21 protein-coding genes and 1 riboswitch are annotated in these 24985 nt (G+C 72.5%); of the genes, 14 read left to right on the top strand and 7 right to left on the bottom strand.

Translation table 11 applies throughout. From position 1 onward, the window contains the following. Positions 1–105 precede the first annotated feature (105 nt). A complete protein-coding gene (locus D7231_RS15385; protein WP_120755970.1) occupies positions 106–1200 on the top strand; it encodes a S1 family peptidase in 1095 nt (364 codons plus the stop codon). Here D7231_RS15385 and D7231_RS15380 read toward each other — a convergent pair. Continuing rightward, a complete protein-coding gene (locus tag D7231_RS15380; RefSeq protein ID WP_030368645.1) occupies positions 1160–1390 on the bottom strand; it encodes a DUF7455 domain-containing protein in 231 nt (76 codons plus the stop codon). The two genes, D7231_RS15385 and D7231_RS15380, sit on opposite strands and share 41 nt — an antisense overlap. A gap of 443 nt (positions 1391–1833) precedes the next feature. On the opposite strand from D7231_RS15380, the gene D7231_RS15375 reads away from it, so the two are divergent. From D7231_RS15375 to D7231_RS15360, 4 genes are all read left to right on the top strand, one after another. Continuing rightward, entirely contained in the window at positions 1834–3954 is a 2121-nt protein-coding gene (locus D7231_RS15375) for a DNA gyrase/topoisomerase IV subunit B (RefSeq protein WP_120755969.1), read from the top strand. 206 nt (positions 3955–4160) lie between these two features. After that, on the top strand, positions 4161–4649 hold the full coding sequence (locus D7231_RS15370) for a DUF1453 family protein (RefSeq protein ID WP_120755968.1): 489 nt from the start codon (positions 4161–4163) through the stop codon (positions 4647–4649). 34 nt (positions 4650–4683) lie between these two features. Continuing rightward, positions 4684–5841: a sensor histidine kinase gene (locus D7231_RS15365; RefSeq protein ID WP_120755967.1), complete on the top strand. Its 1158-nt coding sequence runs from the start codon at positions 4684–4686 to the stop codon at positions 5839–5841. Next, positions 5838–6623, top strand: coding sequence for a response regulator transcription factor (locus tag D7231_RS15360; protein WP_120755966.1), 786 nt, complete (start codon positions 5838–5840; stop codon positions 6621–6623). Before D7231_RS15365 ends, D7231_RS15360 begins: the two co-directional genes overlap by 4 nt. Before the next feature lie 23 nt (positions 6624–6646). Here D7231_RS15360 and D7231_RS15355 read toward each other — a convergent pair whose 3' ends face one another. Continuing rightward, on the bottom strand, positions 6647–7324 hold the full coding sequence (locus D7231_RS15355; RefSeq protein WP_120755965.1) for a response regulator: 678 nt from the start codon (positions 7322–7324) through the stop codon (positions 6647–6649). Next, complete coding sequence (locus D7231_RS15350) at positions 7321–8949, bottom strand: sensor histidine kinase (protein WP_120755964.1); 1629 nt, start codon at positions 8947–8949, stop codon at positions 7321–7323. Before D7231_RS15350 ends, D7231_RS15355 begins: the two co-directional genes overlap by 4 nt. 242 nt (positions 8950–9191) lie before the next feature. On the opposite strand from D7231_RS15350, the gene D7231_RS15345 reads away from it, so the two are divergent. From D7231_RS15345 to D7231_RS15335, 3 genes are all read left to right on the top strand, one after another. Beyond that, positions 9192–10031 (top strand): ABC transporter ATP-binding protein, encoded by an 840-nt coding sequence (locus D7231_RS15345; protein WP_120755963.1) that lies wholly within the window; start codon positions 9192–9194, stop codon positions 10029–10031. Positions 10032–10068: 37 nt separating this feature from the next. Continuing rightward, positions 10069–10905 carry an ABC transporter permease gene (locus D7231_RS15340; protein ID WP_120756058.1) on the top strand — a complete coding sequence of 279 codons (837 nt, stop codon included), beginning with the start codon at positions 10069–10071 and terminating at the stop codon, positions 10903–10905. Between the two features lie 128 nt (positions 10906–11033). Further along, positions 11034–12092 (top strand): ABC transporter substrate-binding protein, encoded by a 1059-nt coding sequence (locus tag D7231_RS15335; protein WP_120755962.1) that lies wholly within the window; start codon positions 11034–11036, stop codon positions 12090–12092. Here the strand turns inward: D7231_RS15335 and D7231_RS15330 are convergent. Continuing rightward, positions 12076–13047, bottom strand: a complete 972-nt coding sequence (locus tag D7231_RS15330; RefSeq protein WP_120755961.1) for a sucrase ferredoxin — start codon at positions 13045–13047, stop codon at positions 12076–12078. The genes D7231_RS15335 and D7231_RS15330 overlap by 17 nt on opposite strands. Positions 13048–13144: 97 nt before the next feature. Further along, positions 13145–14407, bottom strand: coding sequence for a citrate synthase (locus D7231_RS15325; RefSeq protein WP_120755960.1), 1263 nt, complete (start codon positions 14405–14407; stop codon positions 13145–13147). Between the two features lie 129 nt (positions 14408–14536). Here D7231_RS15325 and D7231_RS15320 point away from each other — a divergent pair, with 129 nt between their 5' ends. Together D7231_RS15320 and D7231_RS15315 are read left to right on the top strand one after the other, a co-directional pair. Then, positions 14537–15685, top strand: coding sequence for a citrate synthase/methylcitrate synthase (locus D7231_RS15320; protein WP_120755959.1), 1149 nt, complete (start codon positions 14537–14539; stop codon positions 15683–15685). A 17-nt stretch (positions 15686–15702) separates the two neighbouring features. Beyond that, entirely contained in the window at positions 15703–16779 is a 1077-nt protein-coding gene (locus tag D7231_RS15315; RefSeq protein ID WP_241999723.1) for a CobW family GTP-binding protein, read from the top strand. Positions 16780–16885: 106 nt separating this feature from the next. On the opposite strand, the gene D7231_RS15310 is transcribed toward D7231_RS15315, so the two are convergent. Further along, positions 16886–19342 carry a DNA gyrase/topoisomerase IV subunit A gene (locus tag D7231_RS15310; protein ID WP_120755957.1) on the bottom strand — a complete coding sequence of 819 codons (2457 nt, stop codon included), beginning with the start codon at positions 19340–19342 and terminating at the stop codon, positions 16886–16888. Between the two features lie 237 nt (positions 19343–19579). Between D7231_RS15310 and D7231_RS15305 the strand changes: the two genes are divergently transcribed. From D7231_RS15305 to D7231_RS15290, 4 genes are all read left to right on the top strand, one after another. Beyond that, a complete protein-coding gene (locus tag D7231_RS15305; protein WP_120755956.1) occupies positions 19580–20923 on the top strand; it encodes a M16 family metallopeptidase in 1344 nt (447 codons plus the stop codon). A gap of 35 nt (positions 20924–20958) precedes the next feature. Further along, on the top strand, positions 20959–22326 hold the full coding sequence (locus D7231_RS15300; protein ID WP_120756057.1) for a M16 family metallopeptidase: 1368 nt from the start codon (positions 20959–20961) through the stop codon (positions 22324–22326). Between the two features lie 215 nt (positions 22327–22541). Further along, positions 22542–22697: riboswitch (cyclic di-AMP (ydaO/yuaA leader) on the top strand. A gap of 13 nt (positions 22698–22710) precedes the next feature. Further along, positions 22711–23520 carry a M23 family metallopeptidase gene (locus D7231_RS15295; protein ID WP_120755955.1) on the top strand — a complete coding sequence of 270 codons (810 nt, stop codon included), beginning with the start codon at positions 22711–22713 and terminating at the stop codon, positions 23518–23520. 293 nt (positions 23521–23813) lie between these two features. Beyond that, on the top strand, positions 23814–24479 hold the full coding sequence (locus tag D7231_RS15290; protein WP_391474697.1) for a GntR family transcriptional regulator: 666 nt from the start codon (positions 23814–23816) through the stop codon (positions 24477–24479). A 179-nt stretch (positions 24480–24658) separates the two neighbouring features. Here D7231_RS15290 and D7231_RS15285 read toward each other — a convergent pair whose 3' ends face one another. Beyond that, a complete protein-coding gene (locus D7231_RS15285) occupies positions 24659–24940 on the bottom strand; it encodes an HPr family phosphocarrier protein (protein WP_120756056.1) in 282 nt (93 codons plus the stop codon). Positions 24941–24985 lie beyond the last annotated feature (45 nt).

Raw genomic sequence — 24985 nt, 5'->3', positions numbered from 1 at the left:
ACAGTGCGACGGATCCGGAGGCATGCCGTCCAGGTTCCGGATGCGCCGCGGGCACTGCGGGTTGACTCTTGGTGTACGAGGAACCCCGTAGAGTCAGGAGACTGTATGCGTTCGCTGAGCTGCCTGCTGGCCGGGACGATCGCGCTGCTGGCCGCGGTCCCCGCTCCGGCGGTGGCGGACCGTGCGGTCGTCGGAGGGCAGGCCGTCAGGAGCTCCGAGGCGCCCTGGGTGGTCGCCCTGGGCAGCCGGCAGCGGTTCGGGGCTGCCAGGGCCGGACAGTTCTGCGGCGGCGTCATCGTGGGCCGCAGAACGGTCGTCACGGCAGCGCACTGCCTGAGCCGCGAGGTGCTGGGCGCCGACGTGGCCGAGGCGAACGACCTGCGCGTCATCATCGGCCGGGACGACCTGCGGGGCGTCGCCGGTTCGGAGGTGGAGCCGCGGGAGACCTGGGTCAACCCGGGCTTCGACCCGGGGTCGAACGCCGGGGACATCGCCGTGCTCACCCTGCGGAACGCGGTGCCGGAGAACTATGTGATCCCGATGGCGCCGCAGGGCGACCCGGCCTATCAGGTGGGCGGAGAGGCCGTCGTCTTCGGCTGGGGCGACGTCGTGGGCAACGGCACCTACTCGGACATCCTGCGCGGGGCGCGGGTCCGGGTCCTTCAGGACACGGCGTGCGAGCGGGCCTATCCGGGCAGCGCGGACGGCGTCTACCGCCGGGCGTCCATGCTGTGCGCCGGGGTGCCGCTGGGCGGGCGGGACGCCTGCCAGGGCGACAGCGGCGGGCCGCTGGTGGCCAAGGGCAAGGTCGTCGGCGTGGTGTCCTGGGGGGCCGGCTGCGGCCAGCCCCTGTACCCGGGGGTGTACACCCGGATCTCGGCCTACACGGCCCTCGTGGCGGCGCACAGCCCTGACGGGGCACTGCCCGGGGCGCAGGCCCAGCAGCCGGCGGCTCAGCCCGCTACGACGCCCGGCCAGCCGCCCGCGGCGCAGTCGCCGAAGCACGCGCCGCACGCCCGCAAGGGGCCCAGGAGCGGGCCCAGGGTACGAGAGCGGGCGGCTTCCCCCGGAGTGGGGGGAGCCGCCCGCGGCTGCCCGGCACGAAGTGGCCGGACCTCGCTCGTCGTCGGATGCGATGTGTCAGCGTTCCGCTACGGACTCAGCGGTCCTCGTCGGGCGCAGACGCCGGGGGGGCGGTGAGCCGCTCCGTCTCGTCCTGTATTTCCGCGGCGATCTTCTTGAGTTCTGGCTCGAACTTGCGTCCATGGTGGGCGCAGAAGAGCAGTTCACCGCCGCTCATGAGAACGACGCGCAGGTAGGCCTGAGCGCCGCACCGGTCGCAGCGGTCAGCGGCCGTCAGCGGGCTCGCGGGGGTCAGAACAGTAGTCACGTCGCCTCTTCTCTAGCTCGACGAGCTGTCGTACCAGGGTCAACATCCAACCAGGCCGAAAACGTTCCCGCTCGCGGCTTTTCCTCGAAAGTTCCTTCCGAGTCTCTTCCGAGTCGGCCAGATCTTGACGGTTGGCGGCGAATGAGCCGTATTGCGTGGGCCTACGGTTTCACATCGCTGGGGGCTTTCGTCCTCACCGGCCGGCTTGCCGGTGTTCTTGAGGACGTGCCCGGAGCCTAAATGGTTCATGCCTCCAAGGGAACGTGATGTGCACGTCACTCCATCGTGTCATCGAACGTGTGATCGATGCCTGGACTAGCATGGTCGTTCCCACGGGTGGCTGCACAAAGGCTCTACCAGGCATCGGTACCCTCTGAACGGCAACCGGGCCGCCGGTCCGCCCGACCGGGGCCGAAAAGAAATTCAGCGAGGAGCGAACCCGCGTGACCGCCGAAACGTCTGTGCCGTCCACTGCGCTGCTCACCGGGGCAGACCGGGACGGGTCCAACTACACCGCGCGGCACCTGCTCGTCCTCGAAGGCCTGGAAGCCGTCCGCAAGCGGCCCGGTATGTATATCGGCTCGACGGACAGCCGCGGCCTGATGCACTGCCTCTGGGAGATCATCGACAATTCCGTCGACGAGGCCCTCGGCGGCTACTGCGACCACATCGAGGTCATCCTCCACGACGACGGCTCCGTGGAGGTGCGCGACAACGGCCGCGGCATCCCCGTGGACGTCGAGCCCAAGACCGGGCTGTCCGGCGTCGAGGTCGTCATGACCAAGCTCCACGCGGGCGGCAAGTTCGGCGGCGGCTCCTACGCGGCGTCCGGCGGTCTGCACGGCGTCGGCGCGTCGGTGGTTAACGCGCTCTCCGCCCGCCTGGACGTCGAGGTCGACCGCAACAGCCGGACCCACGCCATCAGCTTCCGCCGCGGCGTCCCCGGCATCTTCACCGAGTCCGGCCCGGAGTCCCCCTTCGACCCGGCCAACGGCCTGCTCAAGGGGAAGAAGATCCCCAAGGCGCGCACCGGCACCCGCGTCCGCTACTGGGCGGACCGCCAGATCTTCCTCAAGGACGCCAAGCTCTCCCTGGAGACCCTCTACGGGCGCGCCCGGCAGACGGCCTTCCTGGTGCCCGGCCTGACGATCGTCGTCCGCGACGAGCGCGGCCTCGACGGCGCGGACAGCACCGAGGAGGTCTTCCGCTACGACGGGGGCATCAGCGAGTTCTGCGAGTACCTGGCGCAGGACAAGGCCGTCTGCGACGTGCTGCGGCTGAGCGGGCAGGGCACCTTCAAGGAGACCGTGCCCGTCCTGGACGACCGCGGCCACATGACCCCCACCGAGGTCACCCGCGAGCTGGGCGTGGACATCGCCCTGCGCTGGGGCACGGGGTACGACGCCACGGTCAGGTCGTTCGTCAACATCATCGCCACCCCCAAGGGCGGCACGCACGTGACGGGCTTCGAGCGCTCGATCACCAAGACCGTCAACGAGGTGCTGCGCTCCTCCAAGCTCCTGCGGGTCGCCGAGGACGACGTCGTCAAGGACGACGCCATGGAGGGCCTCACGGCCGTTGTGACGGTGCGGCTCGCCGAGCCGCAGTTCGAGGGGCAGACCAAGGAGGTGCTGGGCACCTCGGCCGCCTCGCGGATCGTGGCGAACGTGGTCGCCAAGGAGCTCAAGGCATTCCTGACCTCCACCAAGCGCGACGCCAAGCAGCAGGCCAGGGCCGTGCTGGAGAAGGTCGTCGCCGCCGCCCGCACCCGCATCGCGGCCCGGCAGCACAAGGAGGCCCAGCGCCGGAAGACGGCCCTGGAGTCCTCCTCCCTGCCGGCCAAGCTCGCCGACTGCCGCAGCGACGACGTCGAGCGCAGCGAGCTGTTCATCGTCGAGGGCGACTCGGCGCTCGGCACGGCGAAGCTCGCGCGGAACTCCGAGTTCCAGGCGCTGCTGCCGATCCGCGGCAAGATCCTCAACGTCCAGAAGTCGTCGGTCTCGGACATGCTCAAGAACGCCGAGTGCGGCGCGATCATCCAGGTGATAGGAGCCGGGTCCGGCCGGACCTTCGACATCGACGCGGCGCGCTACGGCAAGGTCATCTTCCTCGCCGACGCCGATGTCGACGGCGCGCACATCCGCTGCCTGCTGCTGACCCTCTTCCAGCGCTACATGCGCCCGATGGTCGAAGAGGGCCGGGTCTTCTCGGCGGTGCCCCCGCTGCACCGGGTGGAGCTCATCCAGCCCAAGAAGGGCCAGGACAAGTACATCTACACGTACTCGGACGCCGAGCTGCGGCAGACGCTGCTGGAGCTGGAGCGCAAGAACGTGCGCTACAAGGACTCCATCCAGCGCTACAAGGGCCTCGGCGAGATGGACGCCGACCAGCTCGCGGAGACCACGATGGACCCGCGCCACCGCACCCTGCGCCGGATCAACATCAGCGACCTGGAGGCCGCGGAGCGCGCCTTCGACCTGCTGATGGGCAACGAGGTGGCGCCGCGCAAGGAGTTCATCACCAACTCCGCGGCGACCCTCGACCGCTCGCGCATCGACGCCTGACCCACCCTTCCCGGGCCTTTGTCTCCCGGGTGCCTGCTCGGTGATTCCTGGCGCTTCCCGGTGCTCTCTCCACCCCTGGGTGGAGAGAGCACCGTCGCGCATCTCCACCCGGAACCCACCCGTGCTCCGATCCGTGCCCGGAGCCCGGTCCGTAGTTTCGGAAGCGTTCGTCGTCAGCGCTTTTCCGGGATCCGCGGAGGCTCCTCATGTCCGGTACGGCCAATGGTCTGGTGATCGCCGCCGTCCTCGTGCTCACGCTGGTCCGGCAGGTCCGGCCGCAGCGGGTGAGCAGGGACGCCAAGGGCTGGTGGGTCCTGCCGGCCGTGCTGGTCTTCCTGGCCGTGCGCGAGCCCGGGCTCATCGATCCCGCGCACCCGGCCGTGTCGGCCGGGCTGCTGGCGGGCGGGGTCCTGGCCGGGCTCGCGACCGGGGCCGCCTGGGCGTGGAGCAGCCGCGTCTGGGCGGACGAGTCCGGCGGGGCCTGGGCCCAGGGAAGCAAGGCGACGGCCGCGATATGGCTCGGTGGGGCCGCCCTGAGGCTGGGGCTGCACGGCCTGGGCGCGCTGGCGGGCGTCCATCAGGGCAGTTCCGCGACGATGGTGACCGTCGCCGCCGTGCTGCTGGCCCGTACCGCCGTGGTTCTCCACCGCGTCCACGGCATACGCCCGGCGTACCGTGTCACGGCCGGCGGCTGACACCGGCCGGAGGGTGGAAGGATCGCGCGTGCCGATGGAGAACTGGACGGCCTGGCCCGCCCGCGAGGCCCTCTCCGGGGTCGGGGTGCCGAGGCGCCGGCAGGTGATGACGTGGGGCGTCAGGGGAGTGCTGGCCGCCCTGGTCCTCTGGGGAGCCCTGCGCAACGGCTCCTTCCACGGCTGGGGGTACGCGGCCCTCGCCGCGGGCTTCCTGGCCTGCGCCGCCGCGGTGCGGGGCTACTACCTCACCACGCTGGCGCGGCGGCTGCGGCCGTCCCTGGCGCTCGTGGGGGTGCTGCTGGGCGTCGGCGTGGCCGCCCAGTTGGCGGGGCAGCACACACCGGCCGCGGTGCTCTGGGGCGGCAGCGTCGTGATCGCCGTGGAGCGGCTGCCGCTCCTCCACGCCCTGGGCGTCTCGGCGGTCGCCATGGGGGCCTACGCCCTGGCCAGCACCGAGCAGCCGCTGGTGCTCATGGGCACGGTGGTGGCACTGCCCTTCATCGGCTACGCGCTCCGGCTGGACGAGGAGGCGCGGGGGGCCGGGTTCCGGCTGCTGGCCCAGGAGCGGGCGGCGCGGCGCGCGGAGGCGGAGTCGGCGGCGCTGGCCGAGCGGGCCCGGATCGCCCGGGAGATCCATGACGTGCTCGCGCACAGCCTGTCCGCGCAGATGGTGCACCTGGAGGCGGCCCGGCTGCTGATCGAGCGCGGTGAGGACCCGCAGCGGGTGCTGGAGCGGGTGGTGGCGGCCCGGGGCATGGCCCGCGAGGGCCTGGCCGAGACCCGGCAGGCCCTGTCCGCGCTGCGCGGGGAGATGACCCCCGTGGAGGAGTTCCTGCGGGAGTCCGCGGCGGGGGAGGGTGCGCGGCTGGAGGTGACGGGGGAGCCGCGCGGCCTGCCGGCCGAGGCCGGGCTGGCGGTGCGCAGGGTCGCGCAGGAGGCGCTGACCAATGTGCGCAAGCACGCCCCGGGTGCGCCGGTGGAGATGCGGTTCACCTATCTGGAGGGGTGGGTCGAGCTGTGGGTCCGCGACCGGGGGGCGCGCGGAGCGTCGGGAGAGCTGGGGGCCGCCGGTGCCGGGTACGGTCTGCTGGGGATGAGGGAGCGGGCCGAACTGCTGGGCGGCACGCTGGAGGCCGGGCCGGCAGGGTCCGGGGAGGAGGGGTTCGTGGTGCATCTGCGGGTGCCCGCATGACGGGTGGCGGGGGCGGTGCCGGCGGGGTCGCGAGGGTCGTTGTCGCGGACGACCAGACCGTGGTGCGCGAGGGCATCGTGATGCTGCTGGGGCTGCTGCCCGGCATCGAGGTCGTCGGTGCGGCGGCCGACGGGGAGGAGGCGGTGCGGCTCGTCGCCGAGCACGCTCCGGACGTGGTGCTGATGGACCTGCGGATGCCCCGCTGCGACGGAGTCGAGGCCACGCGGCGCATCCGCGCCGAGCACCCGGCCACGCACGTCGTCGTCCTCACCACCTACGCCGACGACGATTCGCTGTTCCCGGCGCTCCGCGCGGGGGCGCGCGGCTATCTCACCAAGGACGCCGGCGGCGAGGAGATCGTCCGGGCCGTGCAGCACGTGATGTCGGGGGAGGCCGGGCTGTCGCCGAACGTGCAGCGGCGGCTCCTGGAGCGGCTCTCGGACCCCGCCGCGGCCGGCAGCGCCGCGTCCGCCGGTACGGCCTCCGGCGCGGCCCCTGGTACGGGCTCCGGTGCGGCGGGGGCCCCGTTCCCGGCCGCCGCGTCCCCGGTCCGCCGGGAGCTTCCCGACGGGCTCACCACGCGGGAGGCGGAGGTGCTGTCGCTGGTCGCCGAGGGCCTGTCCAACGCCGAGATCGCCCGGCGGCTGCACGTCAGCACGGCGACGGTGAAGACGCACATCAACAACCTCTTCGCCAAGACCGGCGTGCGCGACCGGGCCCAGGCCATGCGCTACGCCTTCCAGTACGGCATCGCGCGGCCGCCCGGCTCGTCCACCACCTGACCACGGTCCGCCGTGCGGCGGAGCTAGCGTCCCATCCACGCGTACCGGTGCTCCGGGCGGCCCGTCTCCCCGTACTTGAGGGTCAGGCTCAGCCGCCCGGACTCCTCCAGCCGCTTGAGGTAGCGCTGCGCCGTGGAGCGGCTCAGTCCCGAGCGGGCGGCGACCTCGTGCGCGGACAGCGGGGAGGCGGCGTCGGAGAGCACCTGCCGTATCAGCTCCGCCGTGGGGGCCGAATGCCCCTTCGGCAGCGGCGTGCTGGTGGCGGCCGTGCGCAGCGTGCCGAAGATCCGGTCGACCTGGTCCTGCCCCGCCTCCTGCGCGTCGTCGAGGGTGCGGCGCAACTGGGCGTACGCCTCCAGCTTCACCCGCAGCCCGGGGAAGGTGAACGGCTTGACCAGGTATTGCAGGGCCCCGTAGCGCATGGCCGCCTGGACGGTCGCGATGTCCCGCGACGCCGTCACCATGATCACGTCGGTGAGGTCGCCGCGCTGCCGCAGGCGGCGGACGAGCCACAGGCCGGTCTCGTCCGGCAGGAAGTGGTCCAGCAGCACCAGGTCGATGCCGCCCTTCTCCAGCACGGCCATGGCCTGTGCCGCGTTGTGGGCCTTGGCGCCGACGCGGAAGCCGGGGACCCGCGCCACGTACGCGGCATTGATCTCGGCGACGCGGAAGTCGTCGTCCACGACCAGGACATCGATCATCGTTCACCCCTTCGAGTGAGCTGCTTGGGCTGCGGTGAGCGCAGCGCTTCGGGCAGCTCCACGGTGAACACCGCGCCGCCGCCCTCCCGTTCACCCACCCGCACGGAGCCCCCGTACCGCTCGGCCAGCCGCCGTACGAGCGAGAGGCCGAGCCCGCGGCGGCGGGGCGGGGCGGCCTCCTTGGTGGACCAGCCGTCGGTGAAGACCAGTTCGCGGACCCCGGCCGGCACCCCGGGGCCGTTATCCGCCACGCGGACGACGAGCGTCTCCCCGACGGCCCGCAGCTCCACCTCCACGAACGGCGGCCCGGCCGCATGCCGGGATCCCGCCGCGTCCAGGGCGTTGTCCACGAGGTTGCCGAGCACGGTGACCAGGTCGCGCGGGTCCACGACCCGGTCGGGCAGCCGGGTCGCCGGGCTCACCCGCAGGGCCACGCCGCGCTCCGCCGCGACCGCGCTCTTGCCGACCAGCAGGGCGCTCACCAGCGGGTCGCGGACCCGCTCGGTGACCTCTTCGGCCGTCGCCCGGTGCGCGCCCGTGACCTCGGCGACGAAGTCGGCGGCCTCGTGGTGCAGGCCGAGCTCCAGGAGCCCGGCGATGGTGTGCAGGCGGTTGGCGTGCTCGTGGTCCTGGGCGCGCAGGGCGTCCGTCAGGCCGCGGGTGCCGTCGAGTTCGCGGCGGAGCTGCTCCAGCTCGGTGCGGTCGCGCAGCGTCGCCACGGTGCCGCCGCCGGCGGTGTCCCTGCGGTTGACGACCAGCACCCGCCCGTCGCGGACGGTCAGCAGGTCGGTGCCCGTCACCCGGCCGGCCAGCACGTCCGTGGTGCGGCCGGGCGGCAGCACGCCGTCCAGGGGGTGGCCGATGGCGTCCCGGCCGATGCCCAGCAGCCGCGCTGCCGCGTCGTTGACGAGCCGGACGCGGCCGTTGCGGTCGAGGGCGACCACGCCCTCGCGGATGCCGTGCAGCATGGCCTCGCGCTCGTCCAGGAGGGCGGAGATCTCGGTGAGTTCGATGCCGCGGGTGCGCTTGCGCAGCCGGCGGGAGACGGCGATTGCGGCGATCGCGCCCACGCCGAGGGCCGCTCCGGCGTACATGAGGATGTCCGGCACGGACCGCAGCAGCAGGGCGTGCACGTCGTCGTAGGCGATGCCGACGGAGACGGCGCCGACGACGGCTCCCTCGCCGTCGCGCAGGGGCACCTTGCCGCGCGCGGAGCGGCCGAGGGTGCCGCGCGCGATGCCCTTCCACTCCCGGCCGCCGAGGACGCTGCCCGGGTCGGTGCTGACGCGCTCCCCGATCCGCTCCGGGACGGTGTGGGAGTAGCGGATGCCGCGGGTGTCGACGACCACGACGTAACTCGCGCCCGTGGCCAGCCGGATGCGCTCGGCGTCGGCCTGCACGGGCCCGTCGGGGGAGGGCGGCCCGGCCAGCAGGCTGTGCGCGATGCCGGGCTGGGCGGCGGTGGCCCGGGCGATGGCCAGGGCCCGGTACTCGGCCTGGTCGTCGAGCTGGGCGGCCAGGGGCGCCAGGAAGAACCCGGCGGCGAGCCCGGCCACTCCGGTGATGATCAGCAGCTGGACGAGGAGCACCTGGGCGAAGACGCGACGGGGCCAGCGGGGGCGCATGCGGGTCCCCCTCCTGCCGGTCGTCGTCCTCGTGTGCGGTCCTCGTGCGCGCCGCCGGCGTCATCTTCCGTGGCGCCTTCGTCGCTCTTTGTTGTTCTACCGCGCGCAAAACGAGCAGAACAGGGTTCGTGCACTCAAGCCGCACAGCGCTCACAAGGCTGTCTGTGCGCCACGTGCCACATCTAGCCTCCAGCACCGGCCACCCCCTTGGCCGGAAACCAGCACAGGAGGAGGCGGCAAGCATGATCAGTGGCACCCCGCCGGGCCACGCTCCGGCGATCGAGCTGCGCGGCGCGAGCAAGGTGTTCCGTACGCCGTCGGGCGCCTCGCACACCGCCGTACGGGATCTCGACCTGACCGTGGAGCAGGGCGAGTTCGTGGCGGTCGTCGGCCCGACCGGCTGCGGGAAGTCCACCACGCTCACCCTGGTCAGCGGCCTGGAGGAGCCCACCGATGGCGAGGTGCTGGTCGGCGGCGAGCAGGTGACGGGAATCCGGCCGGAAGTCGGCTTCGTCTTCCAGCAGGACGCGGTCTTCCCCTGGCGGACGGTGCTGTCCAACGTGATGGCCGGGCCGCGCTTCCGCGGCGTGCCCAGGGCCGAGGCGCGGGAGCGGGCGCGCGACTGGCTCGGCCGGGTGGGGCTCGCGTCCTTCGCCGACCGCTATCCGCACCAGCTCTCCGGCGGCCAGCGCAAGCGCGTCGCGCTCGCCCAGACCTTCGTGTGCGACCCGGCGATCCTCCTGATGGACGAGCCCTTCTCGGCGCTCGACGTACAGACACGGGCCCTGATGTCGGACGAGCTGCTGGAGCTGTGGGGCGGCTCCCACGGCGGACGGGCCGCCTCCGTCGTCTTCGTCACCCACGACCTGGAAGAGGCGATCGCCCTCGCCGACAAGGTCGTCGTGATGACCGCCGGGCCGGCGACCGTCAAGCAGGTCTTCCCCGTACGGCTGCCGCGGCCGCGCAAGGTCGAAGCCGTGCGGCTGGAGGCGGAGTTCGTGGAGATCTACCGCGAGATCTGGTCCTCCCTCGGCGAAGAGGTCCGCATCACGCGCGAGAGGGGTGCGTCCCGTGTCGCTTGAGTCCGTGGAATCCCCCGCCGCCCCCGCCGCCCTGACCATGAACCACCGGTCTCTGACCCGAGCGAAGGCCGCCCGCCGGCGCAGGCTCACCGTGTACGCGGCGCGGGTGCTGGTGCTCGTCGTCGTGCTGGCGGCGTGGGAGCTGATGGCCCGCAACGGCGTCATCGATCCGTTCTACTTCTCGATGCCGTCGAAGGTCTGGGACCAGATCGTCCAGTGGACGCTCCACGGAACGTCGCAGGGCTCGCTCGGCGAGCAGATCTGGTACACGCTCTACGAGGCCCTGCTCGGCTGGGTGTTCGGCGTGGCGGGCGGCGTGGTGCTCGGGATCGGGCTCGGCCGGGTGCGCTTCCTGGCCGACGTCTTCAGTCCGTACATCAAAGTCCTCAACGCCCTGCCGAGGATCGCGCTCGTACCGATCTTCCTGATTATCTTCGGGCTGGGACCCGCCTCCAAGGTCGCCTCCGCGGTCGTCCTGGTCTTCTTCCCCGTGTTCTTCAACGCCTTCCAGGGCGCCCGCGAGGTCGACCGCAACCTGGTGGCCAACGCCCGCATCCTGGGCGCGAGCAACCGCCGGGTGACGCTGCAAGTCGTCATCCCCTCGGCGACATCCTGGATCTTCACCAGCCTGCACGTGAGCTTCGGCTTCGCGCTCATCGGCGCGATCGTCGGCGAATACCTCGGTGCGTCGAAGGGGATCGGGCTGCTGGTCTCCATATCGCAAGGCACCTTCAACACGGCGGGCGTGTACGCCGCCATGGTCATCCTCGCCGTCGTCGCGCTACTCGCCGAGGGGCTGCTCACCTTCGCCGAGAAGCGGCTCTTCCGCTGGAAGCCGGGCGGCTCCGGGGCGGGCAGCTGGGCAGGGGACTGACGGCCCCGCTGCCACCCCCGCTCCATCACGCCTCCCGCCCCACCACGCCCCCACCGCGCTCCCACACCCCCCGCACGTCCCGCACGTCCTGTTCGTCCCCTGCGAACCACCGACCGTAAGGAACAGCGATGCGTACGTTCAGCAAGACCGCCGGAGCCCGCGCGGGCGCCGTCGCGGCCGTGATGTGCCTGACCCTGGCCGGGTGTGCCGACGAGTCGTCCACGAACAAGCCGAACCCGGCGCTAGAGGCGGCGAAGGGCGACATCGTCAAGATCATGGTCGGCGGCCTGGACAAGGTCATCTACCTGCCGGCGGTCCTCACCCAGCGGCTCGGCTACTTCCAGGAGGAGGGCGTCACCGTCGACCTGCTCACCGAGCCCGCGGGCGTGCAGGCCACCACCGCCCTCGTCTCCGGCGAGGTCCAGGGCGTCGTCGGCTTCTACGACCACACGCTCGACCTCCAGGCGAAGGGCAAGCAGGTGGAGTCCGTGGTCCAGCTCGCCCAGACGCCGGGGGAGGTCGAGGTCGTCTCGAAGAAGGCCGCGGGCGAACTGGCCTCGCCCAAGGACTTCAAGGGGAAGAAGCTCGGCGTCACAGGGCTCGGCTCCTCCACCGACTTCCTGACGAAGTACCTGGCGGTGAAGAACGGGGTGAAGGTCAGCGACATCACGCCGGTGGCCGTCGGCGCGGGGCAGACCTTCATCTCCGCGCTCCAGCAGGGCTCCATCGACGGCGGGATGACCACCGACCCGACGGTCGCGCAGATCCTCGCCAAGGACGCCGGCAAGGTGCTCGTCGACATGCGCACCCCCGAGGGGGCGCGGGCGGCGCTCGGCGGCCTCTACCCGGCGTCCAGCCTCTACATGAACACCGGATGGGTCAACGACCACAAGGACGTGGTGCAGAAGCTCGCCAACGCCTTCGTGAAGACCCTCACGTGGATGTCCCAGCACACCGCGGAGGAGATCGCGGCCAAGATGCCCGACGACTACGCCAAGGGCGGCAGGGAGCTCTACACCCAGGCGATCAAGAACACCCTGCCGATGTTCACCAAGGACGGCGTGATGCCGGAGGACGGGCCCAGGACGGTCCACGAGGTGCTGAAGTCCTTCAACCCCGAACTCAAGGGCGCCAAGGTGGACCTCCAGAAGACCTACACCACGGAGTTCGTCAAGAAGGCCGGCTGACGGCACCCGGACCTGAAGGGCGCGGACCGGCAAACGCCTCTGCGGGGACGTCCGTACGGAGGGGAGTGACGGATATGACGTCCATCCGTGCGGGCATGCCCGGCGCACGCCCGCAGCTCTCCGGCCGGGCGGGCTCCGCAGCGCCCTGTTCGACGGCCACCCGCCAGGCCCGGCCGTCGGTGTGGGCGACGGTGACCGACCAGTGCGGAGCTGCGCCCTCGGTGCGCGTCACGTCGAAGGCGTCCGCGTCCTCCTCGCCGGTCAGCTCGCGCACCGCCAGCTCGGCCGCCTGGGCCGGGCGCTCCCAGGCCGAGCGGCCCCGGCAGTCGCCGGTGACGATCCGGCGGTCGCGCACCGCCTCCAGGACGTCCTTGACGCCGTGGGCGGTGACCCGGCCGTACGCGTAGCCGTACGGGAGGACGAAGAGCGTCGGGGAGAAGCGGTGGCCGCCGATGTGGGTGACCTCCCAGGCCTCCGCCCCGGACGCGGCCAGTTCGGCGGCGAGGGGGCGGCCCAGCAGGGCGCAGCAGCGGTCGCGCTTGCCGTTGGTGCACACGAACACGAGCGGGTCGCCCTCGTAGGCCTCCCAGAGGCCGCCGTGCTCGCCCGCGCCGAGTGCGGCGAGGTCCAGCCGGGTCAGCTCCGCGGGGTCGGCGACCGCGGTGGTGCGGATCCAGGAGCGGCCCGGGGCGGTGTGGGCGGCGAACACGCGGTGGGTGCCGGGCTGGTGGCAGTCGGCGTGCCGGCCGGGGCGGCGGATCAGCGCGATGCGGACGCCCGTGCCCTCCGCGGCCGCGTCGAGCGCCCGGCCGACGGCGGGGTCGAGGTGACTTGTGGTCAGCGCGTCCGCGCCCCAGGGCCCGGGCTGCTCGATGAGCAGCCACGTCCGCGCGGGGGCGGCGGTGCCGGCCAGGGGCTCGGCGAGCTGGCGGGAGGCGGTCGCGCACGTACTCACGAAGGTAAGCCTAACCTGAGTTGCCGTTGTTCGTGTGACGGGACGGCCGGACGGCTGAAGTCCGTGGGGTGGCCTGAAAGCGTCCCTCGGGCAGAAGTCAGGGCAGGGGCTGGGGCGGCGTGGGGCCGGAGTAGGCGCCCGAGGGCCGCATCCGCATGGGGCGCTCCCCGTACTCCTCCAGGGCGTGCGCGATCCAGCCGGCCGTACGGGCCACCGCGAAGACGGTCTCCCCGGCCTCGGGCGGCATCTGCGCGGAGACGGACAGCACGGCCAGGGCGAGGTCCACGTTGGCGTGCAGGGGTACGTGCCGGGCCGTCGTCGCCTCGACCTCCCGGGCCGCCGCGAGGGCGTCGGCGGCGGCCGGCACGGCCTCCAGCCGGGCGAAGAGGGCCGTGGCGCGGGGGTCGGGTCCCTTGTAGAGCCGGTGGCCGAGGCCGGGCACGCGGCGCCCGCCGCGCAGGTGGTCGGCCACGACCGCGCCCGCGCTGCCCCGCTCCAGCACCTCCGTCAGCATCCGGTGCGCCAGCCCGCTCGCGGCGCCGTGCAGCGGGCTCTCCACGACGCCGAGGCCGGCCGTGACGACCGCGTAGGGGTGGGAGCGGGCGGAGGCGGCCACCCGCACCGCGAGCGTGGACACGGCCAGGTCGTGGTCGATGAGCAGGACGAGGGCCGCCTCCAGGACGCGCAGTGACGCCGCGTCGGGCGCCTGCGCGGTCAGCCGTGACCACAGCCGGCGGGGGAGCGGCCCGCCGCCGTCCTCCCGGGGCAGCGGCCCGGCGGCCGGCAGGGCGTCGACCAGCGTGGGGATCAAGCCGCGGGCAGTGCCGAGCACGGCCTGCGGCGAGAGGTCGAAGCGCATCGGGTCGGCGGCCGCCGCCGCGATCGCGGCCACCCGCAGCCGGTCGGCGGGCCCGCTGTGCGCGGGCAGGGACCCCACGGCGCGGAGCGCCGCGATCAGCGCGTCGTGCGGGGCGGCGAACCGCGTGCCGCGCCGCAGCCGGCCCGTCCACAGCCAGTCCGCGACTTCCTCGTACGTGTACCGCTCCGCCAGGGCGGTGGCGTCCACCCCCCGGTAGTAGTACCGGTCCTTGTCGATGAGGGTGACACCCGTACGGATGGCCGTCTCGCCGCCGAACGCCGTCTCGCGCCTGTTGCGCCGCAGGAGGGCGTCGACCTCGCGCGCGTCGAAGGTGCTGCCGCGCCCGCCGGCCCCGCGGCTGCTGCTGAGCTGGCCGCGGCTTACGTACGCGTAGACCGTCTCCGGCTTCACGCCGAGCCGCTCGGCGACCTCGCGCGTGGTCAGCCGCCGGTCTTCCACTCCGGCGTGCGCTTCGCCGCCGCCGGTTCTGTGATCCGCCATGGGGTACACGCTATCCACCCCTCCATACATTGATCGGAATCAACATTGACAAGTATTGAGTCAAGCATGGACAGTCGCATCAAGATTTGATCGATCACCTGCTATCGATCACCTGCTGAGGAGGCAGCCATGCCGATCACCGACGTGCCCCGTGGACTCGCCGGCGTCGTCGTCACCGACACCGCGCTCGGAGACGTCCGCGGACAGGAGGGCTTCTACCACTACCGCCAGTACTCGGCCGTCGAACTCGCGCAGACGCGCTCCTTCGAGGACGTCTGGCACCTGATGTTCCGCGGGTCCCTGCCGGACGCGCAGCAGCGCGCCCGCTTCGCCGCCGAGACCGCCGCCCTGCGCCACCTGCCGCAGGACGTGCGCGAGGCCCTGCCGGGCATCGCCCGCGCCGGCGCCCGCTCCGGTCCGCTCGCGGGGCTCCGCACCGCGCTGTCGCTGCTCGGCGCCTCCGCCGGCCTCCGCCCCCTCTACGACACCACCGCCGACCGGCGCGAGGCCGACGCGCTCGCCGCCTGCGCCGCCGTACCCACCCTGCTCACGGCCCTGCACCGGCTCGGACAGGGCCTGGAGCCCGTCGAGCCGCGCGACGACCTGCCCCACGCCGCCAACTACCTCTACATGCTCACCGGGGCCGAGCCGGACGCCCGGCGGGCCCGCGCCGTCGAGCAGTACCTCGTCTCCACCATCGACCACGGCTTCAACGCCTCGACGTTCACCGCCCGCGTCATCGCCTCCACCGGCGCGGACCTCACCGCCTGCCTGTGCGGCGCGGTCGGCGCACTGTCCGGGCCCCTGCACGGCGGTGCCCCCAGCCGGGCCCTGGACACCCTCGACGCCATCGGCACGCCGGACCGCATCGACGACTGGATCCGCGACCGCGTCCTCGCCGGAGAACGGATCATGGGCTTCGGGCACCCCGTCTACCGCACCGAGGACCCCCGCTCCCGGATGCTCCGCGGCATCGCCCAGGAGTTCGGCGGCGGCCTCGTGGACTTCGCCGTCGAGGTCGAGGCGCGCGTGGTGGAGATCCTCGCCCGGCTCAAGCCCGGCCGGGAGCTCCACACCAACGTCGAGTTCTACGCCGGCGTCGTCATGGAGCTGTGCGGGCTGCCGCGCGAGATGTTCACCCCCACCTTCTGCGCGGCCCGCGTCGTCGGCTGGAGCGCCAATATCCTGGAGCAGGCGGAAGACTCGAAGATCATCCGCCCGGCGGCCCGGTACACGGGCCCGACCCCGCCCCAGCCGGTCCCCGCCGCGCTCGACTGACGATGGAGGCGCCCCCCGTGGCCAAGCGACAGATCCCGGTCATCGTGCTCGCAGGATTCCTGGGATCGGGCAAGACCACCCTCCTCAACCACCTCCTGGGGAGAAGCGGGGGCACCCGCATCGGGGCGGTCGTCAACGACTTCGGCAGCATCGAGATCGACGCCATGAGCGTCGCCGGGCAGGTCGACTCGATGGTCTCGCTCGGCAACGGCTGCCTTTGCTGCGCCGTGGACACCAGCGAGCTCGACGGCTTCCTCGACAAGCTGTCCCGCCCGGCGGCCCGCATCGACGTCATCGTCATCGAGGCCAGCGGGCTCGCGGAGCCGCAGGAGCTCATCCGGATGATCCTCGCCAGCGACAACAAGGACATCGTCTACGGAGGGCTCGTCGAGGTCGTCGACGCGGCGGAGTTCGCCGCCACCCGCGCCCGCCACCCCGAGCTCGACCGGCACGTGGCGATCGCCGACCTCGTCGTCCTCAACAAGGCCGACAGGATCGGCGACGAGGCCCGCCGGGACCTCCTCGCCGAACTGGCGGAGCTCAGCCCCGGCACGCCCGTCGTACCGGCGTCCTACGGGCGCGTCGACCCGGAGCTGCTCTTCGACCGCAAGCCGCGCGAGGAGGACACGGCCGCGGTGCGGCAGCTGTCCTTCGAGGACCTGCACGCCGCCGACGAGGACGACAGCCACGGCCACGACTGCCATGACTGCCACGACGGCTGCGACCACAGCGGGCACCTGCACGCCGCCTACGAGAGCATCGAGTTCGTCTCCGCGGAGCCCGTGGACCCGCGGCGGCTGATGGAGTTCCTCGACAGCCGGCCGGAGGGCCTTTACCGCATCAAGGGCTTCGTGTACTTCGGCATAGCCGGGCACAAGCACAAGTTCGCCGTGCACGCCGTGGGCGACTTCCTGCGCTTCTACCCCTCGTCCTGGGCCCGCGCCGAGGAACGGCTCACCCAGCTCGTACTGATCGGGAGGGGAGTCGACGCCGGGGCGCTGCGGGCCGGTCTGGAGCGCTGCCGCGTCACCCCGGGGGAGCCCCTCGCCGAGGAGCACACCATGTGGGGAGTCCTGCGCTACGCACAGGCGTGACGCACGCACAGGCCTGACGTACGCGCAGGCGTGACGTACACACAGGCCTGACGTACGCACAGGCCTGACGGGGGCGCCCTCCGCGGGCGCCCCCGCCCCCCGCTTCTTACACCGGGCCCGCGAGCGCGCTCACCGGCTTCGCCAGGGGCGTGCCCGAGCCGTCACGGCGCGGGTCGGTCTCCGGCAGCTCCACCGGGACGCCCTTGGCATCCGCGGCGCGCGCCGGGGCCGGCCCCGCCCAGGCCATCACCAGGCAGTCCTCGCCCTTGAGGAAGCGCTGGCAGCGCACCCCGCCCGTCGCCCGCCCCTTGCGCGGGTACTGGTCGAACGGCGTCAGCTTCGCCGTGCCTTCCGTGGCACCGCCCATGCCGCCCCGCGCCCCGGCCCGGGTGAAGACCACCGCGTCGGCCGCCGGGTCGATGGCCGTGAACGAGATCACCTTCGCGCCCGCGGACAGCTTGACGCCCGCCATGCCGCCCGCCGGGCGGCCCTGCGGACGCACCTGCGAGGCCTGGTAGCGCAGCAACTGGGCGTCGTCCGTGAGGAAGACCAGATCCTCCTCGCCCGTCCGCAGCTCGGCCGCGCCGACGATCCGGTCGCCCTCCTTGAGGGAGATGACCTCCAGCTCGTCCTTGTTGGCCGGATAGTCCGGGACCACGCGCTTGACGACGCCCTGCTCCGTGCCGATCGCGAGCCCCGGCGAGGACTCGTCCAGCGTGGTGAGGCAGACGACCGTCTCACCGTCCTCCAGGGACAGGAACTCCGGCACCGGCGCGCCGCCCGACAGGCTGGGCGCCGCCGCCGTCTCCGGCAGCTGCGGAAGGTCGATCACCCGCACCCGCAGCAGCCGCCCGGCCGACGTCACCGCCCCCACCTCGCCCAGGGCCGTCGCCGGCACCGCCGAGACGATCACGTCGTGCTTGACGCGCTTGGCCTCGCCCGCGGCCGGCGTGAACGGCTCGCCCGTGGCCGTACGGGCCAGCAGGCCGGTGGAGGACATCAGGACGCGGCACGGGTCGTCGGCGACCTGGAGCGGCACCGCTGACGCCGGAGCGCCCGCCGACTCCAGCAGGACCGTACGGCGGTCGGTGCCGAACTTCTTCGCCACGTCGCCCAGTTCGTTCGAGACCAGCCTGCGCAGCTCCGTGTCGGACTCCAGGATCCGCGTCAGCTTCTCGATCTCCTCGGTGAGCCGGTCGCGCTCGGCCTCCAGCTCGATGCGGTCGAACTTCGTCAGCCGGCGCAGCGGGGTGTCGAGGATGTACTGCGTCTGCACCTCGGAGAGGGAGAAGCGGGCGATCAGGGCCTCCTTGGCCTGCGCCGCGTTCTCACTCGATCGAATGATCCTGATGACCTCGTCGATGTCGAGCAGCGCCACCAGCAGGCCCTCGACCAGGTGCAGCCGGTCGCGCCGCTTGCCGCGCCGGAACTCGCTGCGCCGCCGCACCACCTCGAAGCGGTGGTCGACGTAGACCTCCAGGAGCTCCTTGAGGCCCAGGGTCAGCGGCTGGCCGTCGACCAGCGCCACGTTGTTGATGCCGAAGGACTCCTCCATCGGCGTGAGCTTGTAGAGCTGCTCCAGGACGGCCTCGGGGTTGAAGCCGTTCTTGACCTCGATGACCAGGCGCAGGCCGTGGGCGCGGTCGGTGAGGTCCTTGACGTCGGCGATGCCCTGGAGCTTCTTCGAGCCGACCAGGTCCTTGATCTTGGAGATGACCTTCTCGGGGCCGACCGCGAAGGGCAGCTCGGTGACCACCAGGCCCTTGCGGCGGGCCGTCACGTTCTCCACGGCGACCGTGGCGCGGATCTTGAAGGTGCCGCGGCCGGTCTCGTACGCGTCGCGGACGCCGCTCAGGCCGACGATCCGGCCGCCCGTGGGCAGGTCCGGGCCGGGGATGAACTTCATCAGCGTGTCGAGATCGGCGCCCGGGTGCTTGATCAGGTGCCGGGCGGCGGCGACGACCTCGCCGAGGTTGTGCGGCGGCATGTTCGTCGCCATGCCGACCGCGATTCCGGACGAGCCGTTGACCAGCAGGTTCGGATAGGCGGCGGGCAGGGCGACGGGCTCCCGCTCGCTGCCGTCGTAGTTCGGCGTGAAATCGACCGTGTCCTCTTCGATGGACTCCGTCATCAAGGACGTGGCCGACGCCATACGGGCTTCGGTGTAACGCATGGCCGCGGGCGGGTCGTCGTTGCCGAGCGAGCCGAAGTTGCCGTGGCCGTCGACCAGCGGCACGCGCATGGAGAACGGCTGCGCCATGCGCACCAGGGCGTCGTAGATGGAGGCGTCACCGTGCGGGTGGAGCTTTCCCATCACCTCGCCGACGACGCGGGCACACTTCACGTAGCCGCGGTCGGGGCGCAGGCCCATCTCGTTCATCTGGTAGAGGATGCGGCGGTGGACGGGCTTGAGGCCGTCGCGCGCGTCGGGCAGGGCCCGGGAGTAGATGACGGAGTAGGCGTACTCGAGGAAGGAACCCTGCATCTCGTCGACGACGTCGATGTCGAGGATGCGCTCCTCGAAGTTCTCCGGCGGCGGGGTCTTCGTGCTGCGGCGGGCCATCGCGGCTGCGGCTCCTTCGATCGATTGCCGAGGCAGGGTGCTGACGCGGACCATTGTGGACCGCGCCACTGACAACACCGGACACGACCCGTCCGTAAGGGGGCACCGCGCCGGGAACTTCGCCGGATGTCAGCGCGCTTGCATACAGTGACAGCACTGTTCATCACGCGAGCCATCGCGCACGAGTCGTCGCGCACGGGCGCGAGATTTCAAGCGATCGAAGGGACGTACATGCCCATGGGTCACACGGCCACGCAACAGGCCGGTACCGGCGGCCTGACAGCGACCGAGCACCGCCTGGCCAACGGCCTGCGGGTGGTGCTCTCCGAAGACCACCTGACCCCGGTCGCCGCCGTCTGCCTCTGGTACGACGTCGGCTCGCGGCACGAGGTCAAGGGCCGCACAGGCCTCGCCCACCTCTTCGAGCACCTTATGTTCCAGGGCTCGGCCCAGGTCAAGGGGAACGGCCATTTCGAGCTGGTGCAGGGCGCCGGCGGCTCCCTCAACGGCACCACCAGCTTCGAGCGCACCAACTACTTCGAGACCATGCCGGCCCACCAGCTGGAGCTGGCCCTGTGGCTCGAGGCCGACCGGATGGGCTCCCTGCTCACCGCCCTCGACGACGAGTCGATGGAGAACCAGCGCGACGTCGTCAAGAACGAGCGCCGCCAGCGCTACGACAACGTCCCCTACGGCACCGCCTTCGAGCGGCTGACCGCCATGGTCTTCCCCGACGGCCACCCGTACCACCACACCCCGATCGGCTCCATGGCCGACCTGGACGCGGCCTCCCTGGAGGACGCCCGCGCCTTCTTCCGCACGTACTACGCGCCGGGCAACGCCGTCCTGTCGGTCGTCGGCGACATCGACCCCGAGCAGACGCTCGCCTGGATCGAGAAGTACTTCGGCTCCATCCCCGCGCACGACGGCAAGCAGCCCCCGCGCGACGGCAGCCTCCCCGTCACCATCGGCGAGGAGCTGCGCCAGGTCGTCCGCGAAGAGGTCCCGGCGCGCGCCATGATGGCCGCCTACCGGCTCCCGCAGGACGGCTCCCGCGAGGCCGACGCCGCCGACCTGGCCGTCACCGTCCTCGGCGGCGGCGAGTCCTCCCGGCTCCACAACCGCCTCGTCCGCCACGACCGCACGGCCGTCGCCGCCGGCTTCGGCCTGCTGCGCCTCGCCGGCGCCCCCTCGCTGGGCTGGCTGGACGTCAAGGCCTCCGGCGGCGCCGAGGTCGCCGACATCGAGGCCGCCGTCGACGAGGAGCTGGCCCGCTTCGCCGCCGAGGGCCCGACCCCGGCGGAGATGGAGCGCGCGCAGGCCCAGCTGGAGCGCGAGTGGCTGGACCGGCTCGCGACCGTCAGCGGCCGCGCCGACGAACTGTGCCGCTTCGCGGTGCTGTTCGGCGACCCCCAGCTCGCCCTCACCGCCGTGCAGCGCGTCCTGGACATCACCCCCCAGGAGGTGCAGCAGGTCGCCCAGGCCCGCCTGCGCCCCGACAACCGCGCCGTGCTGGTGTACGAGCCCACCACCCCCGCCGCCGACGAGACCGCCGAAGCAGAAGAGGAGACGGCCAAGTGAGCGACGCCGTGGCCGCTGACCCCGCACAGCCCTCCATGGACTTCCACCCGCGACCCCAGGCCGGGCCCGCGGCCCCCTGGGCCTTCCCCGCGCCCGAGCGCGGCACGCTCCCCAACGGCCTGACGGTGCTGCGCTGCCACCGCCCCGGCCAGCAGGTCGTCGCCGTGGACATCAACGTGGTGGCTCCCCTGGACGCCGAGCCCAAGGACCTCGACGGCGTCGCCACCATCATGGCGCGCGCCCTGTCCGAGGGCACCGACAAGCACACCGCCGAGGAGTTCACCGCCGAGCTGGAGCGCTGCGGCGCCACCCTCGACGCCCACGCCGACCACCCCGGCGTGCGCCTCTCCCTGGAGGTCCCGGCCTCCCGGCTCGCCAAGGCGCTCGGCCTCGTCGCCGACGCCCTGCGCGCCCCGGCCTTCCCGGACAACGAGGTCGAGCGCCTGGTGGGCAACCGCCTGGACGAGATCCCGCACGAGCTGGCCAACCCCTCCCGCCGGGCCGCCATGGCGCTCTCCAAGGAGCTCTTCCCGGCCGGCTCGCGGATGTCCCGCCCCCGCCAGGGCACCGAGGAGACCGTCGCCCGCATCGACGCCGCCTCCGTGCGCGCCTTCTACGAGGCCCACGTCCGGCCCGCCACCACGACCGCCGTGGTCGTCGGCGACTTCACCGGCATCGACCTCGACGCGGCCCTCGCCGACTCGCTCGGCGCCTGGACGGGCTCCCCGGCCGAGCCGCACCCGCTCCCGCCGGTCAGCGCCGACGACACCGGCCGCGTCGTCATCGTGGACCGCCCCGGCGCGGTCCAGACGCAGCTCCTCATCGGCCGCGTCGGCGCCGACCGGCACGACGCGGTGTGGCCCGCCCAGTCCGTCGGCACGTACTGCCTCGGCGGCACCCTCACCTCCCGCCTGGACCGCGTCCTGCGCGAGGAGAAGGGCTACACCTACGGCGTCCGGGCCTTCGGCCAGGTGCTGCTGTCCTCCCCGGAGGGCACCGGCGCGGCCATGCTGGCCATCAGCGGCTCGGTGGACACCGCCTCCACCGGCCCCGCGCTGGAGGACCTGTGGACGGTGCTGCGCACCCTCGCCGCCGGTGGGCTCAAGGACGAGGAGCGCGACTCCGCCGTGCAGAACCTCGTCGGCGTCGCCCCGCTCAAGTACGAGACGGCGGCGGCCGTCGCCGGGACGCTGGCCGACCAGGTCGAGCAGCACCTCCCGGACGACTTCCAGGCGCGGCTGTACGAGCGCCTCGCGGCGACGGGCACGGTGGAGGCCACGGCCGCCGTCGTCAACGCCTTCCCGGTCGACCGGCTGGTCACGGTGCTCGTCGGTGACGCCGCGCAGATCGAGGAGCCCGTCCGGGCCCTCGGCATCGGCGACGTGACCGTGATCACGGGCTGACCCCCGGCGGCGGGCCGCCCCGCCGACCCGCCGTCAACCGGCAGGCACGCGCGCCCGGCAGGCGCGCGTGCCTGCCAAATGTCCGGTTTAGCGGAGTGGTTGCACGTCTGCACTGTGGCGTGGGCCACAAAATGGGGCTTCTGTTTGCCGATCGAAAGTGACGGCGTCTAGCGTCAAAGCGTCTGTCCGTCAGATGTGCGTCGCATCCGCGGCCCGGGCAGGCATCGCCGAGTCCCCGTACGGCGCGAGCCAGGGGAGCCGGGGACCCAAGTGTCCCTGGGGTGAATCGGACCCCTTTCCGGAGGGATCCGTAGGAGACCTTCCTGCTCCGAACCCGTCAGCTAACCCGGTAGGCGAGAGGGAAGGAAAGGACCAGCCTCACCCATGGCGTTCACTCGTGCCACCGGGAAACACCGCAAGCCGAGCCGCGCCGTTCGCGTCAGCGCGAACGCGGCGGGCATAGCCACCCTCGCCGCCACCGGTGTCGTCGCGGGCTTCGCCGCCCCGGCGCTGGCCGCCACCACCGACGACGTCCACCGTTCCACCGAGGACACGGGCCTGACCCAGGCCGTCGTCATCGGCGAGGACACCGCCGGCCGCATCGGCGAGCAGGCTCAGGTCCAGAGCAGCGCCGCCGCCGAGTCCACGGCCGTCCACGACGCCGAGACCGCCGCCAAGCAGCAGGCCGCCGACGTCAAGAAGGCCGACGACGAGGCCAAGCGCAAGGCCGAGGCCGAGCGCAAGGAGCAGGAGCGCGTCGCCCGCGAGCAGGAGCGCAAGCGCCTCAACACCTTCGTCTCGCCGATCGCCGGCTCGTACGTCTCCACGTCCTACAAGGCCTCCAGCGGCCTGTGGTCCTCCGGCAGCCACACCGGCGTCGACTTCCACGCCGAGACCGGCACGTCGGTCCAGGCCGTGGGCGCCGGCACCATCGTCGAGGCGGGCTGGGGCGGCGCGTACGGCAACAACGTCGTCATCAAGCACAACGACGGCACGTACACGCAGTACGGCCACCTGTCGTCCATCGACGTCTCCGTCGGCCAGAGCGTCACCGCCGGCCAGCAGATCGGCCTCTCCGGCGCCACGGGCAACGTCACCGGCCCGCACCTGCACTTCGAGGCCCGCACGGGCGCCGTCTACGGCACCGACATCGACCCCGTCGCGTACCTCTCCGAGCACGGCGTCTCCCTCTGACGCACCGCGCCCGGCGGCGCCCCGCGCGCCCCATCGCCTGACGAAGGCCCCGGCCCACCGGCCGGGGCCTTCGCCGTGCCCGGACCGCCCCGCCCCCGCCCCCGTGTTGGCCAAAACATATCGATGACTTCCCGTGCGCCGTCGGAAATCGCGGGCCGCTGCAATAGAGTCGCTGAACAAACGTCAATCGGCCGCGTTTCGCGGGGGTTATCCGGAGGTCCACCCATGCGGGGCCGTACGTGAACGGTGAGGGGACAGCGGCTCAGGAGAGCCGCCGGATTTCCGCGCATGCCGTGTGCACGGCGATTCGTGACGACATTGTTTCCGGCACGTTTCCGCCCGGCAGCCGGCTCACCGAGGAAGTCCTCGCGCGCCGCTACGGCGTCTCCCGCGTGCCCGTGCGCGAGGCGCTGCGCACCCTCGCCTCGGAGGGGTTCGTGACCACCCGGCGGCACGCCGGCGCGTGCGTCGCCGAGCCCACGGAGCAGGAGGCCGCGGATCTGCTGGAAGTGCGCGCCCTGCTGGAGCCGCTGGGCGCCGCGCGCGCCGCGCAGCGCCGCACGGAGGCGCACCTGAAGGTGTTGCGCGGGCTGGTCAGGCTGGGCCAGGAGCGGGCCCGGGGCGGCCGTACGGGCGAGCTGCGGCCGCTGGGCGACTGGTTCGACGAGACGCTCGCCCAGGCGTCCGGCAGCCCCAGCATCGCGGGGCTGCTCACCCAGCTGCGGCTGAAGATCGCCTGGGTGTACGCGGCGGAGCCGCCGGTGCGGCCCGTCGACACGTGGGAGCTGCTCGGCGCCCTCGTGGACGCCGTGGCCCGCGGCGACGCCGAGCGGGCCCGGGCGATCGCCGCGGCCCGCGCGGACCGGGTGCCGGGGGAATTCCGGCTGCGGCGCGCAGTGCCGGCGGCGCGGAAGGGGAATGCGGCGCCCGGTGTGAGAACGGTGATCGCCGGTTCTTGAAGCGCGTGCGCGCATTAGCGTCCGCGAGTTACCGAAGGAAATACTTGCCGGCTGAACTCGCGCCTATGGAATGCCCTGCCGTCACGGCGGGAATGCCATGGATTTCGCTCAGGAACGACAACGGGGCCGCGGCGGCCTCCATCGGCCGCCGCGGCCCCGCCGCGTGCGATTCCGTCGAATCAGACGGTCTCCGGGAGCTCCTCAAGGCCCTCGGCGACCAGCTTCGCCAGGCGGTCCAGAGCAGCCTCGGCACCCTCGGCGTCGCTCGCCAGGACGATCTCCTCGCCACCCTGGGCGCCCAGGCCCAGCACGGCCAGCATGGAGCCGGCGTTGACGGGGGAACCGTCGGCCTTGGCGATCGTCATGGGGACGCCGGCGGCGGTCGCCGCACGGACGAAGATCGACGCGGGACGGGCGTGCAGGCCCTCGGCCCAGCCGACGTTGACGCGGCGCTCAGCCATGGTGTTGCCCTTCAAGTCGTAGGGGTTGTCTAGACCAGTGTCTCA

The sequence above is a fragment of the Streptomyces klenkii genome, assembly GCF_003626645.1.
Lineage (GTDB): Bacteria > Actinomycetota > Actinomycetes > Streptomycetales > Streptomycetaceae > Streptomyces > Streptomyces klenkii.
The sequence above is the reverse complement of the archived record's forward strand: the minus strand, read 5'-3'. Positions and strand labels throughout refer to the sequence as shown.

Excerpts from the sequence above, each read along its gene's own strand:
- D7231_RS15385 (WP_120755970.1), top strand. The coding sequence starts at position 106 with ATGCGTTCGCTGAGCTGCCTGCTGGCCGGGACGATCGCGCTGCTGGCC.
- D7231_RS15370 (WP_120755968.1), top strand. The coding sequence starts at position 4,161 with ATGTCCGGTACGGCCAATGGTCTGGTGATCGCCGCCGTCCTCGTGCTC.
- D7231_RS15365 (WP_120755967.1), top strand. The coding sequence starts at position 4,684 with ATGGAGAACTGGACGGCCTGGCCCGCCCGCGAGGCCCTCTCCGGGGTC.
- D7231_RS15360 (WP_120755966.1), top strand. The coding sequence starts at position 5,838 with ATGACGGGTGGCGGGGGCGGTGCCGGCGGGGTCGCGAGGGTCGTTGTC.
- D7231_RS15355 (WP_120755965.1), bottom strand. The coding sequence starts at position 7,324 with ATGATCGATGTCCTGGTCGTGGACGACGACTTCCGCGTCGCCGAGATC.
- D7231_RS15350 (WP_120755964.1), bottom strand. The coding sequence starts at position 8,949 with ATGCGCCCCCGCTGGCCCCGTCGCGTCTTCGCCCAGGTGCTCCTCGTC.
- D7231_RS15345 (WP_120755963.1), top strand. The coding sequence starts at position 9,192 with ATGATCAGTGGCACCCCGCCGGGCCACGCTCCGGCGATCGAGCTGCGC.
- D7231_RS15340 (WP_120756058.1), top strand. The coding sequence starts at position 10,069 with ATGAACCACCGGTCTCTGACCCGAGCGAAGGCCGCCCGCCGGCGCAGG.
- D7231_RS15335 (WP_120755962.1), top strand. The coding sequence starts at position 11,034 with ATGCGTACGTTCAGCAAGACCGCCGGAGCCCGCGCGGGCGCCGTCGCG.
- D7231_RS15325 (WP_120755960.1), bottom strand. The coding sequence starts at position 14,407 with ATGGCGGATCACAGAACCGGCGGCGGCGAAGCGCACGCCGGAGTGGAA.
- D7231_RS15320 (WP_120755959.1), top strand. The coding sequence starts at position 14,537 with ATGCCGATCACCGACGTGCCCCGTGGACTCGCCGGCGTCGTCGTCACC.
- D7231_RS15310 (WP_120755957.1), bottom strand. The coding sequence starts at position 19,342 with ATGGCCCGCCGCAGCACGAAGACCCCGCCGCCGGAGAACTTCGAGGAG.
- D7231_RS15305 (WP_120755956.1), top strand. The coding sequence starts at position 19,580 with ATGGGTCACACGGCCACGCAACAGGCCGGTACCGGCGGCCTGACAGCG.
- D7231_RS15300 (WP_120756057.1), top strand. The coding sequence starts at position 20,959 with ATGGACTTCCACCCGCGACCCCAGGCCGGGCCCGCGGCCCCCTGGGCC.
- D7231_RS15295 (WP_120755955.1), top strand. The coding sequence starts at position 22,711 with ATGGCGTTCACTCGTGCCACCGGGAAACACCGCAAGCCGAGCCGCGCC.
- D7231_RS15285 (WP_120756056.1), bottom strand. The coding sequence starts at position 24,940 with ATGGCTGAGCGCCGCGTCAACGTCGGCTGGGCCGAGGGCCTGCACGCC.